The organism is Kribbella sp. NPDC051137 (assembly GCF_040682535.1).
GTDB classification, from domain to species: Bacteria; Actinomycetota; Actinomycetes; order Propionibacteriales; family Kribbellaceae; genus Kribbella; species Kribbella karoonensis.
Genome location: NZ_JBFBBI010000005.1, coordinates 728878 through 744116, shown reverse-complemented (window position 1 = coordinate 744116; position 15239 = coordinate 728878). Strand labels below are relative to the sequence as shown.

Annotated in this window: 18 protein-coding genes; 10 read left to right on the top strand and 8 right to left on the bottom strand. The window is 69.2% G+C overall.

The genetic code is table 11. The features are described from left to right. Nucleotides 1–244: 244 nt before the first annotated feature. The 3 genes from AB0M51_RS29550 to AB0M51_RS29540 form a co-directional block, all read right to left on the bottom strand. Nucleotides 245–568: a hypothetical protein gene (locus tag AB0M51_RS29550; RefSeq protein ID WP_344189234.1), complete on the bottom strand. Its 324-nt coding sequence runs from the start codon at nucleotides 566–568 to the stop codon at nucleotides 245–247. Next, entirely contained in the window at nucleotides 565–747 is a 183-nt protein-coding gene (locus AB0M51_RS29545) for a hypothetical protein (protein ID WP_344189236.1), read from the bottom strand. The genes AB0M51_RS29550 and AB0M51_RS29545 overlap by 4 nt, the downstream gene beginning before the upstream one ends. Nucleotides 748–1024: 277 nt before the next feature. Beyond that, nucleotides 1025–2227: an MFS transporter gene (locus AB0M51_RS29540; RefSeq protein ID WP_344189238.1), complete on the bottom strand. Its 1203-nt coding sequence runs from the start codon at nucleotides 2225–2227 to the stop codon at nucleotides 1025–1027. 62 nt (nucleotides 2228–2289) lie between these two features. Between AB0M51_RS29540 and AB0M51_RS29535 the strand changes: the two genes are divergently transcribed. From AB0M51_RS29535 to AB0M51_RS29520, 4 genes are all read left to right on the top strand, one after another. Further along, nucleotides 2290–2691, top strand: coding sequence for a helix-turn-helix transcriptional regulator (locus AB0M51_RS29535; RefSeq protein ID WP_344189240.1), 402 nt, complete (start codon nucleotides 2290–2292; stop codon nucleotides 2689–2691). 69 nt (nucleotides 2692–2760) lie between these two features. After that, nucleotides 2761–3537, top strand: a complete 777-nt coding sequence (locus AB0M51_RS29530) for a GNAT family N-acetyltransferase (RefSeq protein WP_344189242.1) — start codon at nucleotides 2761–2763, stop codon at nucleotides 3535–3537. A gap of 71 nt (nucleotides 3538–3608) precedes the next feature. Next, nucleotides 3609–4118, top strand: a complete 510-nt coding sequence (locus AB0M51_RS29525) for a SigE family RNA polymerase sigma factor (RefSeq protein ID WP_344189244.1) — start codon at nucleotides 3609–3611, stop codon at nucleotides 4116–4118. An 11-nt stretch (nucleotides 4119–4129) separates the two neighbouring features. Further along, nucleotides 4130–5134, top strand: coding sequence for a hypothetical protein (locus AB0M51_RS29520; protein ID WP_344189246.1), 1005 nt, complete (start codon nucleotides 4130–4132; stop codon nucleotides 5132–5134). On the opposite strand, the gene AB0M51_RS29515 is transcribed toward AB0M51_RS29520, so the two are convergent. From AB0M51_RS29515 to AB0M51_RS29505, 3 genes are read right to left on the bottom strand one after another with little or no spacing between them, the layout of a single operon-like run. Further along, nucleotides 5131–5697, bottom strand: coding sequence for a helix-turn-helix domain-containing protein (locus tag AB0M51_RS29515; protein WP_344189249.1), 567 nt, complete (start codon nucleotides 5695–5697; stop codon nucleotides 5131–5133). The genes AB0M51_RS29520 and AB0M51_RS29515 overlap by 4 nt on opposite strands. A gap of 24 nt (nucleotides 5698–5721) precedes the next feature. After that, nucleotides 5722–6255 (bottom strand): dihydrofolate reductase family protein, encoded by a 534-nt coding sequence (locus tag AB0M51_RS29510; RefSeq protein ID WP_344189251.1) that lies wholly within the window; start codon nucleotides 6253–6255, stop codon nucleotides 5722–5724. A gap of 58 nt (nucleotides 6256–6313) precedes the next feature. Then, entirely contained in the window at nucleotides 6314–8806 is a 2493-nt protein-coding gene (locus AB0M51_RS29505) for a Tex family protein (RefSeq protein ID WP_363751381.1), read from the bottom strand. A gap of 151 nt (nucleotides 8807–8957) precedes the next feature. On the opposite strand from AB0M51_RS29505, the gene AB0M51_RS29500 reads away from it, so the two are divergent. Genes AB0M51_RS29500 through AB0M51_RS29490 form a run of 3 tightly spaced genes read left to right on the top strand, consistent with a single transcriptional unit; the run spans nucleotide 8958 to nucleotide 10177 of the window. Then, nucleotides 8958–9356 carry a hypothetical protein gene (locus AB0M51_RS29500; RefSeq protein WP_363751379.1) on the top strand — a complete coding sequence of 133 codons (399 nt, stop codon included), beginning with the start codon at nucleotides 8958–8960 and terminating at the stop codon, nucleotides 9354–9356. Then, the gene (locus AB0M51_RS29495; protein ID WP_363751377.1) at nucleotides 9353–9787 is read left to right on the top strand and encodes a hypothetical protein; all 435 of its coding nucleotides are present in this window, start codon (nucleotides 9353–9355) and stop codon (nucleotides 9785–9787) included. The genes AB0M51_RS29500 and AB0M51_RS29495 overlap by 4 nt, the downstream gene beginning before the upstream one ends. Nucleotides 9788–9796: 9 nt before the next feature. After that, on the top strand, nucleotides 9797–10177 hold the full coding sequence (locus tag AB0M51_RS29490; protein ID WP_344189257.1) for a hypothetical protein: 381 nt from the start codon (nucleotides 9797–9799) through the stop codon (nucleotides 10175–10177). 184 nt (nucleotides 10178–10361) lie between these two features. On the opposite strand, the gene AB0M51_RS29485 is transcribed toward AB0M51_RS29490, so the two are convergent. Then, entirely contained in the window at nucleotides 10362–11843 is a 1482-nt protein-coding gene (locus AB0M51_RS29485; protein ID WP_344189259.1) for a DHA2 family efflux MFS transporter permease subunit, read from the bottom strand. A gap of 60 nt (nucleotides 11844–11903) precedes the next feature. Continuing rightward, a complete protein-coding gene (locus tag AB0M51_RS29480) occupies nucleotides 11904–12521 on the bottom strand; it encodes a DUF624 domain-containing protein (protein ID WP_344189261.1) in 618 nt (205 codons plus the stop codon). 76 nt (nucleotides 12522–12597) lie between these two features. Between AB0M51_RS29480 and AB0M51_RS29475 the strand changes: the two genes are divergently transcribed. From AB0M51_RS29475 to AB0M51_RS29465, 3 genes are read left to right on the top strand one after another with little or no spacing between them, the layout of a single operon-like run. Then, nucleotides 12598–13665: a substrate-binding domain-containing protein gene (locus AB0M51_RS29475; protein WP_344189263.1), complete on the top strand. Its 1068-nt coding sequence runs from the start codon at nucleotides 12598–12600 to the stop codon at nucleotides 13663–13665. Nucleotides 13666–13702: 37 nt separating this feature from the next. Then, nucleotides 13703–14110: a hypothetical protein gene (locus tag AB0M51_RS29470; protein ID WP_344189265.1), complete on the top strand. Its 408-nt coding sequence runs from the start codon at nucleotides 13703–13705 to the stop codon at nucleotides 14108–14110. Beyond that, nucleotides 14107–15225 (top strand): hypothetical protein, encoded by a 1119-nt coding sequence (locus AB0M51_RS29465; RefSeq protein WP_344189267.1) that lies wholly within the window; start codon nucleotides 14107–14109, stop codon nucleotides 15223–15225. Before AB0M51_RS29470 ends, AB0M51_RS29465 begins: the two co-directional genes overlap by 4 nt. The last annotated feature ends 14 nt before the right edge of the window (nucleotides 15226–15239 follow it).

Below are 15239 nucleotides of genomic sequence, written 5' to 3'. Positions count from 1 at the left end.
TCCACGCGAACGACAAGGCCTCACCCCCCTCACATCTCGTTCCCCAGGCCAACGACAAGGCCCCACCCCCTCACAACCCTCTTTTCTTTCCTTCCTTAAACCGACGACAAGGCCCCACCGGTAGCAGCCGGTGGGGCCTTGGTGGTCCACTACCGCCCGGGCATCCCCGGTGCAGCTGTGGAGGTGGAGAGCGGAACCGACGCCGATGCAGGGGTCAAGACGTCAGCTCCGCTTGTCTGTGGAGTTATCTCGGATCCACCGCCCAGACATGCGCGTGATGGAACTCGAGGTGCTGCTGCAGTGCGGCCGGAGAGCCGCCGGGGTTCCCGAGGCCGAGGTGGTTCATCGTCGGTACGACGACCGCCCGGACGTCCGAGCGCTTCACCTCGTCGAGCAGTGCGTGGAAAGCCGCGGACTCGGCCGCATCGCGCTCGGTGTAGACGGTCCCGAGGGTGAACCCCTCGGCGCTGGCGAACGCGGCGAGCGAATCAGTCGCCGCGGCCAGCTCCTCCGCGCAGCTCAGCGCGTCGGCCCGTACGTACCCGAGCAGCGTCGGCCGGGTGGTCATCGCTCGGCGTCCACCGCCACCGGCTCGCTCGTCACCCGGAGGGAGGCGAAACGGCGCCGCATGGCTTCCTCGTACTGCACTGCCTGCTCCGCGTAGGCGGTGTGGTCCGCGATGGGATGCGCGCCGAACCAGACCCGCACCCGACGGTGCGTTGCGGGGGCTTCGAGCGTCTCGGTCATCGCGGTTCCTTCGGCAGTCTCGGTCTCACCCCGGACGGCTTTGTCCGGCGTTGAGATAAAGAACACCAAACCTGACAGCCCTTCGGAACACTTCGGAAGGGACCTTTACAGAGCCTTGACGCAGAGTAGGGAAACCTTCGAACGTGCAGGTCAACGCCCTCTCCGGAGTGTCGTCGACCCTGCGGGAAAGGTGTCAAGAATGTTTGCAGCTATTCACCGGTAACGATTCGGAGACGCCCCGGGTTATTCGACCGCAGGCGAAATCTATGACGTCCTGCTAACCCTTTGCGCGCGTCTGCTTACGGACTGGTAGCAAATGGGCCGGATGCCGCGGTACGACGACCAGCGTGACGCCCGCGGCGCAGACCGCGAGCACTGCCAGCAGGTTCAGTGTCAGGTGCAGACCGATGGCGAGCGTGATCGCCGGTGCGACCAGGCCGCCGAGCAGCAGTGCCAGGGAGTCGGCGGCGAAGAAGATCGCTCCGACACTCGCGAGGACCTCAGGCGGTGCCGCGCGCTGGATGGTCGTGCCGGCGGTGATCAGCAGGATGCTGCCAGGGAAGCCGATGAGGCCCGCGGCCGCGACGGCGATCGGGACGCTCGGGGCGTTGAAGAGTGCGAAGTACGCCGCGGCGCTGGCGAGCTGGGTGATCGTCAGGAGCTCGCGCGTGCCCAGGAGGCGGGTGGCGCGAGTGCTGAGGGCGGCGCCGACGAGATACCCGGCGCCGAGGCCGGAGATCAGGTAACCGACGACGTACCCGGGCGCGTGCAGGCGCTCGACGGTGAACGGGACCAACAGCGCGGTGAGGCCGGCGTTCGCGGTGAGGAAGACGGTTTGACCGATCAGGATGCCGCGGAGCGCGCGGTGGTCGACGGCGGCGCGGAGGCCCTCGAGGGGGCGCGGCGGTTCGGCGCTGGTCGCGTGGCGACGGGTGCGGACCGTGGCGATGACGACCGCCGAGAGTACGTAGCTGGCGATGTCGAGCGCCAGTACGAACTCGATTCCAGGGCCGGCGAGAAGCAGAGCGCCGAGTGGTGGCGCGGCTAGGCGGAGGACGCTGCCGGTGACGGCGTTCAGGGCATTGGCCGCGGCGAGTTCGTCGCCGGTGCCGACAACTGCCGGCAGCAGAGCGCGGGCGGCCGGGCGGAACACCGTGGTGGCGGTGTTCTCCAGCAGGATCGCGAGGTAGATCAGCCAGACGTGGTCGCGGTCGGCGAACAGGATCAGCGCGACGGTGGCCGCGCTGACCAGGTCGGCGATCCACATTGCGCGGGCGAGGTCCCAGCGGTCGAGGAGCACGCCGGCCCACGGGCCGATGACCAGCGCCGGGAGCGCCTCCAGGGCGAGGGTCAGGCCGGTGGCGACTGTGGAGCCGGTGAGCGCGAAGACGTACACCGGGATCGCGACCACCAGTAGCCATGATCCGATGCCGGACACGGCTCCGCTGAGCCAGAGTCGCCGGAAGTCTCGATTCCTCACGGCTCGAGAATCTATCTTGAGGAGATAGGCATCGGCAAGACTGTTTTGTGAGAATAGGTTGCATGGAGCTGGGTGACGTACTGCGGGACCGTCGGAAGGCCGCCGGCCGAACCATCGCGTCGGTGGCCGTCGACGCGGGACTGTCGGTGCCGTACATCGCGAACCTGGAGAACGGCCGCGGCAACCCGACTCTCGCCGCCCTGGACCGCCTGGCCACCGCCCTCGGCGCCCGCCTCGAAATCCGCATCGACGACGAGGCACCCGCCCCGCCCCCGTCCGCTGCCACCGACCTCGTCACAGCTTCTGACCGAGCGGACAAAGTCCTCGCGACCCTCGACCGCCCCCGCGCCGCCGCACGGCGCGACCTCATCACCACCCTCGACGCCCTCCAGTCCCTCCTGGGCCGCCCGCCCACCCCCACAGACCTGAACCGTCTCCTCGACCTCCTTCAACTGGCCGACTGACCGCCCCACCGGGGGAGGCCGGAGGGAAGTCGGCTGACGGGGGTGCGAGGGTCGCGTAGGGTCCGGCGTGTGGAGATCGGGGCGCGGGTGGCGCGGGCGCAGGTGGAGGGGCTGGGGCGATCGCGGCGGCAGGTTGTCGCAGGGCCGCTGGCGGGGATGCTGCACGACCGGGACGACTGGTACCTGTCGACGATGGTCGCCGCCGAGCCCGGACAGCCGTTCGGCGTGGACGACCTCCCGTGGGCGCTCGAGACGATCCGCCAGGCCTTCGCCGCCGAGGGGCGCTGGCTGAGCGCGGAGCTGGTTGAGGAGGCGAACCCCGGCCTGGCCGAAGCTCTCGTGGCGAACGGCATGACGATCGCCTCCCGTCTGCCACTCCTCGTCGTCGAGCCCGTCGGCCTCGTCGTGCCCGACCTGCCGAACGACGTCACTGTGCGGGTCGTCGCGACCGAGGCCGACCAGAAGATCGCCGACGCGGTCTCCTCGGAGGCGTACGAGATGCCCGGCTCCGGCTTCGCCTTCAAGCCCGACCCGGCCGACGGCGGCGCGGTCCTGGTGTACGTCGCCGACGTACCGGTCGCCACCGCCGCGTGGACCGCGGTCGCGGACGCGGTGACCGAGGTCGCCGGTGTCGGCACCCTCCACAGTCACCGGCGCCGCGGGTACGGCGGCATCGCAACGGCGTACGCGACCGCGAAGGCCTTCGAGCTCGGCGGCGCGACCCTCGCCTGGCTGACTCCGGGCGACGACGGGGCGGACCGCGTGTACCGCCGCCTCGGCTACGCACCCAAGGCAACCGCCGTCCACCTCGGCGACCCCGGCGGGCACCTGGCCGACCTCCGCTGACCTGCCCGATGCAACACCGCGACCTCCCCGACTCGTATCGAGGGGGACAGCGGAGAGCGGGAGGGCGAACGGTGGACCGGGACCAGGAGTACGTCGAGTTCGTCGCAGCGGCGGGCGGTGCGTTACGCCGTACCGCGTTCCTGGTGTGCGGGGACTGGCACCGGGCCGACGACGTCGTACAGGAATCGCTGGTCAAGCTCTACCGGTCGTGGGCAAAGATCGACAGGCAGGGCAACCCGCTGGCGTACGCGCGGCGGATCGTCGTCAACACGGCCCTGGACAGCGGCCGGCGCTCCTGGCGCCGGGAAGTGCCGACCGCTGACCTGTCGACCGCTCAGATCCGGCCGGGTGACCATGCCGACGAACACGCTGCGCGCGACGAACTGCTGACCGCGCTCGGCACGCTCGCGCCCCGGCAGCGCGCCTGCGTCGTGCTCCGGTACTACGAGGACCTGTCGGTCGAGCAGACCGCCGCGGTCCTCGGGTGCTCGGCGGGTACGGTGCGCAGCCAGTCGGCCCGCGGCCTCGAAACTCTCCGGAACGCCATCGATCGGGCCCGGCAGATCGGCCGGGCCCGGTGAAGGAGAACGAGATGGATGACATCGGCGCCGAACTCAGGCGGCTGGCGAGCACCGACCCGCTGGGCGCGATCGACGGCCACGACCTGCTGGCCCGCGGACGGCGCAGTCGTCGCCGGCGAAGGTTGCTGTCCGCCGGCGGAGGCATCGCGGGTGTCGCGGCGGTCGCCGTCGCCGCCGGCCTGCTGCCGCACCTCGGCACCGCCTCCGATCATCCGGCGGTCAGCGGGCCGCGGACCCCGGCCGCCACCACGAAGTCGGCCGACTTCACGGCCGTTCCCGGTGTCCCACGCGGCGAGGCGGGGATCGACCTGAAGCTGTCGAAGGCTGACGCGATGCGGCTGTGCGAGGTCAGGTATCCGCAGTACCACCAGCCCTTCCGGTTGAACTATCCGTGGCGGACGACCATGACCGTCATGCGGCAACTGAAGGTCGGCGATCCCGCCGCCGCCTCGCTGTGCACGATTCCCGGCGGCGACCGGCCGTCGGCCGCGCTGATCGCGGCCGCGCAGCAGGACCCGGTGCCGACGACCGAGGCAGAGCAGTTGCGCAACTGCTCGGTGCAGTTCTGGAGCGACCTCACCAGGTGGAAGGTGATCGCCCGCGAGACCCAGCCGGGCGCGGGTGCGACCCTGGTCGCGCTGTCGCCGTCGGGTCGCCTGGTTGCCGAGTGCGAACTGCGGACGAAGTGGACGCCGGCCGCCGAGCCCGGCTCGGGGATCTACAAGGTCGCGACGTTCAGCCCGCAACCCTTCGACGACAACTTCGACCTGCCCGGCGGTCAGGAGTGCGCGACCATCAGGCCCTGCCCGGGCTGGGCGTACCTGGCCAGCGGCCGGGTGGCGTCGAACATCGCCAGGATCCGGATCGAGCCGGTGGCCGGGGGCAAGCACGACATCACAGTCACCGACGGCTGGTACGCCGTGGCCTGGCTGAACGGCGACAAGCAGGGACGACCCGACGCGAAACTGACCGCCTACGACAAGCACGGAAACGTGCTGAAGGTCGTCAACGACTAAGGCTGCAGGACCCGGGTGAGTGTGGTGTGGAGCGTCTTGTAGGCGGTCCGCGCCGTGAGGCGGCCGGCGGCGATCGAGTCGCCGGTCGCGCGGCCGAGCGAGATCAGCGTGCTGACCAGCCAGTGCACCGGCAGGTCGCGGGTGATCTCGCCTTCGTGCTGACCGCGGCGGATCAGATTCTCGAGGCGCTCCGCGACCGGGTCATGGCGCGCTTCCGGGCGGTTGGCCGGTACATGCAGCAGCAGCGGGTGCCGTTCGTACATCCGCCAGGCCAGGTCGATCAGCCCGAGCGCATTGCCGAACGCCGAACCGTGGTCGAGGTCCAGGTCGTCGATCGCCCGCACCGTCTCGGCGGTCAGCTCGTCGACTACGGCGTCCAGCAGCGCGTCGCGGGACCGGAAGTGCGCGTACACGGTCTGCCGGGTGACGTGCGCGGCCTCGGCAATCCGTTCCAGCCCGGCCTCCGGGTCCTCGTCGAGCAACTCGAGCGCCGCGGCCAGAATCGCCGTACGGCTGCGCTCCGCATCCGCGCGGCGGCGACGTACCGGCTCGTTCTCTGACACCTTGTCAAGGTTAGGGCATGTCTCCTAATCGCGGCGGCGGTAGATCAGCAGGGCCACGCCGCTCGGGAACGAGCTGCAGCTGTGCAAGCTCAGAGGCTGTGCCTCGAGGAACAGACGGCGACCGGTAGCGACCACGGTCGGGTAGACGAACAGGCGGTACTCGTCGACGAGCCCGGCGGCGATCAGCTGGTGGGTCAGGTCGATGCTCCCGGTGCAGACGATCTCGCCGCCGACGGTGTCCTTGAGACGGCGTACGTCGTCCAGACCACGGAGTACGGTCGTCGGCGTCCAGCCGGGATCCTGCAGCGTCGAGCTCACGACGTACTTCCGCACCTGGTTGAGGTATGCCGAGATCCCGGTCGGGTCGTCCGTCTGCGTCGGCCAGTAGCTGCGCAGCTGCTCGAACGTCACCCGTCCGGTCAGGAACCCGTCCGCCCGCGCCATCTGCTCGCGGAGCGCCGCCAGCACTTCCGGCCCGCCGTCGGCCGGGCCGAACCAGTCACCGGCCTCGACCACCCCGTCGACGGTGATGTTCTGGGTGACGACCAGGTCGCGCATCAGGATCCTCCTTGCTGGATTTACCCGGTACGTCGGACCCGGCCGGCACCCTTCGACATCAGCGGACGGTGAACCCGGCCTTGCGGAAGGCGTCGGCGAGGGAGGTCTCGTCCATCGGGGTGTCGGCCTGGCGGCCGCCGCGGTTGCCCTGGTTGCCCGAACCGCCGCGACCTTGACCGCCCTGGCCACGGCCCTGGCCGCCTTGGCCACGGCTCTGGCCGCCCTGGCCGCCGCCACCCGGCCCTCGGCCCTGGCCACCTGGACCCCGGCCACCGGCACCGCGCCCGCCGCCACCCTGACCGCCGCTACCCTGTCCGCCGCGGCCTTGCCCGCCGCCCTGGCCACGGTTCTGGCCGCCGCGACCGCCTGAGCCGCCGGCGGAGCCGACCTCGTCGTCCAGGCGCAGCGTCAGCGAGATCCGCTGCCGCGGGATGTCGACCTCCAGGACCTTGACCGTGACGATGTCCCCGACCTTGACGACCTCGCTCGGGTCTTTCACGTAGTTCTTCGACAGCGCCGACACGTGCGCCAGCCCGTCCTGGTGCACACCGATGTCGATGAACGCACCGAACGCGGCCACGTTCGTGACCTGACCCTCGAGCCGCATCCCCGGCTTCAGGTCCGCGATCTTGTCCACACCCTCCGCGAACACGGCGGTCTTGAACGCCGGCCGCGGGTCCCGGCCGGGTTTCTCCAGCTCGGCCAGGATGTCCGTGACGGTCGGCAGCCCGAACATGTCGTCGACGAAGTCCGCCGCCTTCAGCCGCTTCAGCTCGGCAGATCCGATCAGCGCCTTCACGTCCGACCCGGTCGCGTCCAGGATCCGCCGTACGACGGGATACGCCTCCGGGTGCACGCTGGACGCGTCGAGCGGGTCGTCGCCGTCGGGGATCCGGAGGAACCCGGCCGCCTGCTCGAACGCCTTCGGGCCGAGCCGTGCCACCTCGCGCAGCGCCGTACGGGACTTGAAGGGACCGTTGACGTCGCGGTGCTGGACGATGTTGTCGGCCAGGCCCGGCGTGATGCCCGAGACCCTGGTCAGCAGTGGTGCGGACGCCGTGTTCAGGTCGACGCCGACCGCGTTCACACAGTCCTCGACGACCGCGTCCAGCGAACGGGACAGCGAGTTCTCCGGGAGGTCGTGCTGGTACTGCCCGACGCCGATCGACTTCGGGTCGATCTTCACCAGCTCGGCCAGCGGGTCCTGCAGCCGGCGCGCGATCGAGACCGCGCCGCGCAGCGACACGTCCATCCCGGGCAGTTCCTGGGACGCGAACGCGGACGCCGAGTACACGGACGCGCCGGCCTCGCTGACGACGGCCTTCGTGAGCTTCAGCTCGGGGTGCTTCGCGATCAGCTCCGCGGCCAGCTTGTCGGTCTCGCGGGACGCCGTACCGTTGCCGATGGCAATCAGCTCGACGTTGTGCGCGGCCGCCAGCGCGGCCAGCGTGGCGATCGACTTGTCCCACTGGTTCTGCGGGACGTGCGGGTAGATGACGCCGGTGTTCACGACCTTGCCGGTCGCGTCCACGACGGCGACCTTCACCCCGGTCCGGAAGCCCGGGTCGAGGCCCATCGTGGCGCGGGTGCCGGCCGGGGCGGCCAGCAGCAGGTCCCGCAGGTTCGCCGCGAACACCCGGATCGCCTCGTCCTCGGCGACCTGCCGCAACCGCATCCGCAGGTCGATGCCGAGGTGCACCAGGATCTTCGTCCGCCACGCCCAGCGAACCGTCTCCACCAGCCACTTGTCGGCCGGGCGGCCCTGGTTCTCGATGCCGACCTTGCGGGCGATGGTCGTCTCGTACTCCGTCGGGCCGTCGACCTCGACGCCGGCCGGCAGCGGCTCGACGGAGATCGTCAGTACGTCCTCCTTCTCACCGCGGAACAGCGCGAGGATCCGGTGCGACGGCATCTTCGTGAACGGCTCGTCGAACTCGAAGTAGTCCGAGAACTTCGCGCCCTCGGTCTCCTTGCCCTCGCGGACCGCCGACGCCAGCCGGCCCTGCTCCCAGAGCCGCTCACGCAGCTCACCGATCAGGTCGGCGTCCTCGGCGAACCGCTCGACCAGGATCGCCCGGGCGCCGTCCAGCGCGGCCTGCGGGTCCGGCACCTCGGCGTTCACGAATACCGCGGCGGCCGCGATCGGCTCGACGTCCGGGTCCGCCATCAGCCCGTCGGCGAGCGGCTCCAGGCCGTTCTCCCGGGCGATCATCGCCTTCGTCCGGCGCTTCGGCTTGAACGGCAGGTAGATGTCCTCCAGCCGGGACTTGGTGTCCGCGGCGAGGATCTGCTCCTTCAGCGCGTCGTCCAGCTTGCCCTGGCTGTCGATGGACTCCAGCACGGTCTGCCGGCGTTCCTCCAGCTCCCGCAGATACCGCAACCGCTCCTCGAGGGTCCGCAGCTGGGCGTCGTCCAGCATCCCGGTGACCTCTTTGCGGTACCGCGCGATGAACGGGACCGTCGAGCCCTCGTCCAGCAGCGCCACCGCTGCCCGCACCTGGTTCTCCCCGACCTCCAACTCGCCGGCGATCCGCTGCTCGATCGACTGCACCACCACGTCCGTTCCCCTCTACGTCCACCAACCGCCGAGCATTCTGCCCCGGCCAGGCCCCATATCCTTCCCCATCCCACCCCCCACCCCGAAACCCGTCCCATTCCCCCTGTGGACAACCCATGCGATCATCCCGCTGGGGAGGAGTCACATGGGCCAGTTCAGCAGGTACGTCGAGAGCGGCGACCCACCGCCAGCGCTGAGGCGCGGGTTCTTGATCGTCGCGCCGTGCGTTGCCGTTGTGAACGCGATCTACACCCGCCAGCTCGACGACACTCTGATCGCCGTCCTGGTCACCGCGCAGTTCCTCCTCGCCGGCATCGCACCGAAGCGACACCGCGCCGTGGTCGGGGCGCTGAACCGGCGCCCGGCCCTCTTCCTCGCGGTCTTCTTCCCGCTGGGCACCGGTTGGCTCTTCGTGTTGCTGTCCCGGTCCCTCAGCAGACTGACCAGCCTCTCCGTCGCGGTTCCGGTAGCCATCCTGCTGGCGGCGGTCGCCGGCGGATTCCGCTACAGACGCCTCCGCTCGGCCTTGACCGAGCAGGCGTGAGAGCCGTCGTACGGCGCCTCGCCGACCGCTTCCAGGCCTTCGACGAAGCCTTCACTCGGCGCGCCATACAAAGACCCGGCCGCTCGCGACGGCTGATCGCGCTGTCGATCTTCCTGTTCAGCCTGTACGCGCTCACCGGCACCTATCACTGGCACGACGGCCTGGTAGCCGTCTCGATATGCGTGTGGGCAGCTCTCTATGCGATCGCACCACGCAGCCTGTACGACGGGCGGGCGCAGGCATGGTCGGAGAAGCACACGGTCCTCTCCTGGCTGACGACCGTGGTGTTCCTGGCGGCCGCGGCCTTTCCCGCGGTGTCTGCACTCGGCGACGACTGGCCCTTCGCCCTCACGGTTCTTGGCGGCGCCGTCTGTCTGATGGTCGCCAGAAGCCTGGGTTCCCGCATCAAACAACGACGCACGTCCGCCTGAAGGAGCCGCATGGGGCAGATCACGAAGTACGTCGAGGGCTATCAGCCGCCGTTGGTCAATCGAATCTTCGGAGTGGTGGTGTCGGTGACGTTCATCGTGCGCGCGGCAGTTGTCCACACCTTCGAGAACAGCCTGTGGGCAATCCTCCTCGCCGTCACCATGCTCCCGTATGCCATTGCCCCGGAGGCAACCAAGAATCGAGGTGTGCGCTGGGAACGCGATCACCCCATCCAGGTCGTAGCGTTCATGACGCTGACAGCCGTCTGCGGCTTCTTCCTGATTCTCAGGTGGTTCCTGGACCGCCCGCACAGCCTCCTGATTGCGGTACCGCTGGCACTCGCCTACGCCACCGTCCTCACCTACGCCATGGTGCACAGACGCCAGCGATGAGCGCCAACGTCGACTGGCCGGGGCGAGGGCCTCTGCGGATCCGGTATCAGCCGTCGGACCCGTCCACGGCTCGTACTGCTCAGCGTCGGAGCGCGGCGGCGGGGGCTTGCTTGGTGGAAGTGGTATTCGGCTGGTACGACGAACTCCCCGTGAGTGGTCACGGGGAGTTCGTCGTACTGACAGGTCAGGCGGCTTCGCAGAGGAGTTCGGGCTTTGGGTCCTCGGTTGCGGTTGCCTGCTTGGCCGGGCGCATGACGGTTGCGGCGATGGCGACCGAGGCGGCCACGATGGCGGCGGCTACCCCGAACGAGAAGTGATAGCCGGCGGTCAGGGCTTCCAGCGGGGACTTCGTGCTGGTGGCGGTACGGGTCGCCGACAGCGTCGCCAGGATCGCCAGGCCGAGCGCGGCGCCGACCTCGCCCATGGTGCCGATCAGGCCGGACGCCAGGCCCGCGTCCTCCGGCTTCACGTCGGACATCGACAGGCCCATCAGCGCCGGGAAGCAGATGCCGCCCCCCAAGCCCAGCAGTGCCAGCACCGGCAGTACGTGGACGAAGTAGTTGCCGCCAACGGGCGCCTGGGTGAACAGGGCCAGCCCGACGACGATCAGTGACAGCCCGGCGATCAGCGGACGGCGCGGGCCGAACCGCATCACCAGCTTCTCGGAGTACTTCACCGACAGCAGCCCCATCACCACGGTGGTCGGCAGGAACGCCAGGCCGATCTCCAGGGCGTCGTACCCGAGCACACGCTGCAGGTAGAGCGAGCCGAGGAAGAAGATGCCGAACATCCCCGAGCTGGACAGCGCCTGCACCAGGTTGGCCCCGGTCAGCGTGCGGGAGCGGAAGATCCGCAGCGGGACGAGCGGGTTCGCGGCGGTCGCCTCGCGGACGATGAACGCGGCAAGCAGCACCAGCGTCACCCCGGCCAGCACCAGCGTCCGCGGTGCGGTCCAGCCCAGCTCAGCGGCCGGCTTGACGATGGTGAACACGCCGACCATCAGCGAGCCGGTGATCAGCACAGCACCCGGCACATCGGTCCCGCGTCCCAGCCCGAGGCCCTTGTCCTTCTCGATCAGCCTGAGCGCCAGGACGGTCGTCAGTACGCCGATCGGCAGGTTCACGAAGAAGATCCAGTGCCAGCTGATCGCCTGCGTCAGTACGCCGCCGGCCAGCAGACCAATGGAACCACCGGCGGACGCCACGAACGCGTACATGCCGATCGCCTTCGCCTGCTCGCGCGGCTCGGGGAACAGCGTCACGATCATGCCCAGGATCACCGCGGACGTCAGCGCACCGCCAACGCCCTGGATGAAGCGTGCGATGACCAGCACCTCCTGCGAGCGTGCCAGGCCGCACAGCACCGAGGCGGCGGTGAAAACGACCAGCCCGGCCGTAAAGACGTTCCGCCGGCCCAGGAGGTCACCTAGGCGACCAGCCAGCAGCAGGAGCCCGCCGAACGCGATCAGGTACGCGTTGACCACCCACGCGAGCGAGGAGCTCGTGAAGCCCAGGTCGTCCTGGATGGCCGGCAGTGCCACGTTCACCACGGTCACGTCGAGGACGATCATCAACATGCCCGCACAGAGTGTGTAGAGCGCCAGCCAGCGCGAGCGGCCGCCCTGCGCGGCCGGCGTCGTCGCCAGGGTCTCGGTCGTCGCGTACATTCCGGTTCTCCTTGCAGTTCGTCGTAGTGGCCTTACACCTCTACGTCGAACCGGGAGAGCTCAGATTGACACGTCTTCAGAAGTTTTTTGCCGCCGCGGTCGTGACAGCCAGTACGCCGTGAGCGCCGGGACCAGGCCGCTCCCGACGACGAGCAGTGTCGGCACCTGCGACGCCAGAGCGAACCAGGTGAGCAGTATGACGACGCTGCCGGCCACCGGAAGCGGGCGGCGCAGCAGGAACAGGTTGGCCGACTTGAACAACGTCTTCATCGTGGCCGTGGCAGGTGCTTCCGGAAGGATCGCCAGTCCGCTCAGATAGAGCCCCAGGATCATTCCGGTGAGCGGAATCAGGATGGCGAGCGCGACGATCCGCACCGGCCCCGCGGCGTACGCCCAGAACGAGATGCCGAACGCGAGCATCAGACCGCCGGTCCACAGGCCGAACCCGGGCAGCCAGTGCTGCTTCATCATCTGCCGGAACTCCGCGAAGAACCGCCGCAGCAGCTTCGGCCGTTCCTGGCTGATCGCGTCCGGCACCACCCGCTGCATCGCGAACGCGGCCGGGAACAGGGTCAGGATGCCGATGCTGAGCACCAGGAACACCAGTTGCAGCATGAGCAGATCGCCGACCACAGCCAGCTTGGTCAGCACGGCACTCGTCCGGTTGGCCTTCTGCACCGATCGTCTCCTCGTTCCATCCGGGCGGGTCCTGATCGTATGATCACGAACAATCACTGACAGATCAGGGGGCTGCATGCTTGCACAGGAGCGCCACGAGCTGATCCTGCGCAGCCTGCGGCGGCACGGGCGGCTCCGGGTCGCCGATCTGGTCGACGAACTCGGCGTCTCCGCGATCACAGTACGCCGCGACCTGGCCGAACTGGACTCCGCCGGCCTGCTCCGCCGCGTGCACGGCGGCGCGATCGGGACCTCAGCCGCCGACCAGGCGAGCCCCGGCAACCGGCTCACGATCGGCATCGTGGTGCCGAGCGCGACCGCGTACTACTCGGACGTGATCCGCGGCGCGGAGGCGACCGCCGACCGCTACGGCGCCCGCCTGGTGCTCGGCGTCTCCGGGTACGACGTGGCCACCGAGCGTGAACGGCTGGACAAGGTGCTCGGCATCGGGGTCGCCGGCCTGCTGATCAGTACCGCGCTCGGCGACGGGGGCGCGGACCGGATGGACTCCCGCCTCGACGACATCGACGTACCGGTGGTGCTGATGGAGCGCGCGTTCGGGTTCCCGCACGTGCGCCGCGAGTACGACCACGTCCGCACCGACCACGCGTACGGCGCGATGCTGGCGCTGCGGCACTTCGTCGCCCTCGGCCACCGGCGGATCGCGATCAACCTGCAGGCCACGGTCACGGCGTACTGGCTCCGGCTCGGCATCGAGGCCGCCGCGAAAGCCCTCGGCGTCGAGGTCTTCCTCTCCCCGGTCGACCTCCCCGCCCGCGGCGACGACCCCGGCGCGGTCGCCCAACTCGACGCGTTCCTCGCCGAATGCGAGTCCTTCGGCAGCCGCGCCGTCCTCGTCCACTCCGACGAACACGGCGCCAGCCTGGTCGAACGCGCCATGGACCTGGGCCTCCGCGTCCCCGAGGACCTGGCCGTCATCGCCTACAACGACGTCACCGCCTCCCTCGCCGTCGTCCCGCTGACCGCCGTCTGCCCACCCCGCCGCCCCCTCGGCGAAACCGCCTGCGACCTCCTCCTCCGCAAACTCCAGTCCCCGACCACCCCCACCCAGCACCTGAGCCTCCTCCCCACCCTCAACACCCGAACCTCCTGCGGCGCTGCACAGCACCCCCTACCCCGGTAAATTCAGAGGACTGCACCAGAACCGGGGAGAACCAAAGATGGAGTACGCGGACTTCGAGGCCGAGTACCAGCAGGTCGTGCTGATGCTGCGCGGCGACCGCTCCGGCCTGCCCACCGCGATCGCGCACCTCAAGGACCTGGCCACCACGATCGAGGACGACGATGACCGCGAGGAAGCCGGCTGGGACATCGTGGCCCTCGAAGACGCCATCGAAAAAGAAAAAGACGAACAGCCGCCGTCCGACCTCGTCAGGCAGGCCCGCAGAATCTACGCTGCCGCCGCCCGGAGAGAGGGCACGACAGCCGATCGCCTGGCTCGTGCGGAGAGAGGGGTGCAAGCACTGACGGAGCTCTCGGGTGCAGACAGGGATGAGGAGCAGGCGATCAGCTCGATGTCGCACTCGCTCGACATGATGATCGACGGCTTTCGGACCGAAACGCGATGAAGGTCGCGAGCTTCCGGGACTTGATGCGCGAGCAGGCGAACGCCGCCGTGCAGGTCTCGGGCGCTCATCATTCGTCCTGGAACGGCCGGTTCGGAGCGCGGATCGACCCGTCGAGCAACACCGCTGGTATGGCGCACTGGGGCCACACGATCTCTTACAACTCGCGGTCCGTGGAGGAGCCGCTTCAGGAGATGTTTCGCAACAACCGGGTACATCTCCAGGAACGTGACACCCTTGTCGGGTACCGCGACGCGATGCGGGTTGTGCTGCACGAGAACGTACATCTCCTGGCATCCGAGGGTAATGACCACTCGCAGGCAGAGGCCGCGTACAACCATGCGCCTGGGGTGCACGCCATCGAGGAGGGCGTGACCGAGCTCTACTCGCATCGGCACCTGGACGACTACATCGACGAGCTCGGGATCGACCAGGTCGCACCCGGGATCAAGGACGTCAGAAGCGGGCAGGTCTACAAGGACCTGACGCCCGCGGTCGAGGGTTTCGCGGAGACGATCGAGCGACGGTCGGGGGTGTCACGCGACCAGCTCGTCGATCAGATGGCGGTCGTCCCAGCTGACCAGAAGTTCTCGGTGGCTGCCCAGGCCATCTACGACAACAGCGAGTTGCCGGGCCTGATCCCTTCGGACCAGCGCGATCGGGCAGTTGCACAGATCGCACAGGCGCTGGGTCGCGAGCTTCACGAGGTCGAGCGGCTTCCCGACGACGCCGGCGGAGCAGAGCGACGCACGGTCGGCGCGAAGGCGGCCGGTGCGGGGTACAAGGCGGTCAGCCAATTGAAGAAGCAGTGGCAGATGCCGGCGCCAGGGCATCAGGTGCAGCGTGGGGTGGGTGCTGAGCAGCAGCAGACTGCGCAGCCCGGTCAGGGTGCGCAGGCGGGGTCGGGACAGGTGTCGCAGCCAGGTCGTGGGCAAGGAACCCAGGGGCCGGTGAGTCCGGGTGCGCTTCCTCCGGACATTGCTGCGGCGGCTCGAGCCGGGCTGTCGGGCCCGCCGTTGACGTCCGCCAGCCGCCTCAGTGCAGACCGCCAAGGGTTCCGGGGCACCACGTCAACCACCCCGGCCGTCCAACGCCAGGGCCCCGAAACCCAACGCTGACAGAGCCGAGAGAC

Excerpts from the sequence above, each read along its gene's own strand:
- AB0M51_RS29550 (WP_344189234.1), bottom strand. The coding sequence starts at position 568 with ATGACCACCCGGCCGACGCTGCTCGGGTACGTACGGGCCGACGCGCTG.
- AB0M51_RS29545 (WP_344189236.1), bottom strand. The coding sequence starts at position 747 with ATGACCGAGACGCTCGAAGCCCCCGCAACGCACCGTCGGGTGCGGGTC.
- AB0M51_RS29535 (WP_344189240.1), top strand. The coding sequence starts at position 2,290 with ATGGAGCTGGGTGACGTACTGCGGGACCGTCGGAAGGCCGCCGGCCGA.
- AB0M51_RS29510 (WP_344189251.1), bottom strand. The coding sequence starts at position 6,255 with ATGCGCGACCTGGTCGTCACCCAGAACATCACCGTCGACGGGGTGGTC.
- AB0M51_RS29500 (WP_363751379.1), top strand. The coding sequence starts at position 8,958 with ATGGGCCAGTTCAGCAGGTACGTCGAGAGCGGCGACCCACCGCCAGCG.
- AB0M51_RS29520 (WP_344189246.1), top strand. The coding sequence starts at position 4,130 with ATGGATGACATCGGCGCCGAACTCAGGCGGCTGGCGAGCACCGACCCG.
- AB0M51_RS29490 (WP_344189257.1), top strand. The coding sequence starts at position 9,797 with ATGGGGCAGATCACGAAGTACGTCGAGGGCTATCAGCCGCCGTTGGTC.
- AB0M51_RS29465 (WP_344189267.1), top strand. The coding sequence starts at position 14,107 with ATGAAGGTCGCGAGCTTCCGGGACTTGATGCGCGAGCAGGCGAACGCC.
- AB0M51_RS29485 (WP_344189259.1), bottom strand. The coding sequence starts at position 11,843 with ATGTACGCGACGACCGAGACCCTGGCGACGACGCCGGCCGCGCAGGGC.
- AB0M51_RS29475 (WP_344189263.1), top strand. The coding sequence starts at position 12,598 with ATGCTTGCACAGGAGCGCCACGAGCTGATCCTGCGCAGCCTGCGGCGG.
- AB0M51_RS29470 (WP_344189265.1), top strand. The coding sequence starts at position 13,703 with ATGGAGTACGCGGACTTCGAGGCCGAGTACCAGCAGGTCGTGCTGATG.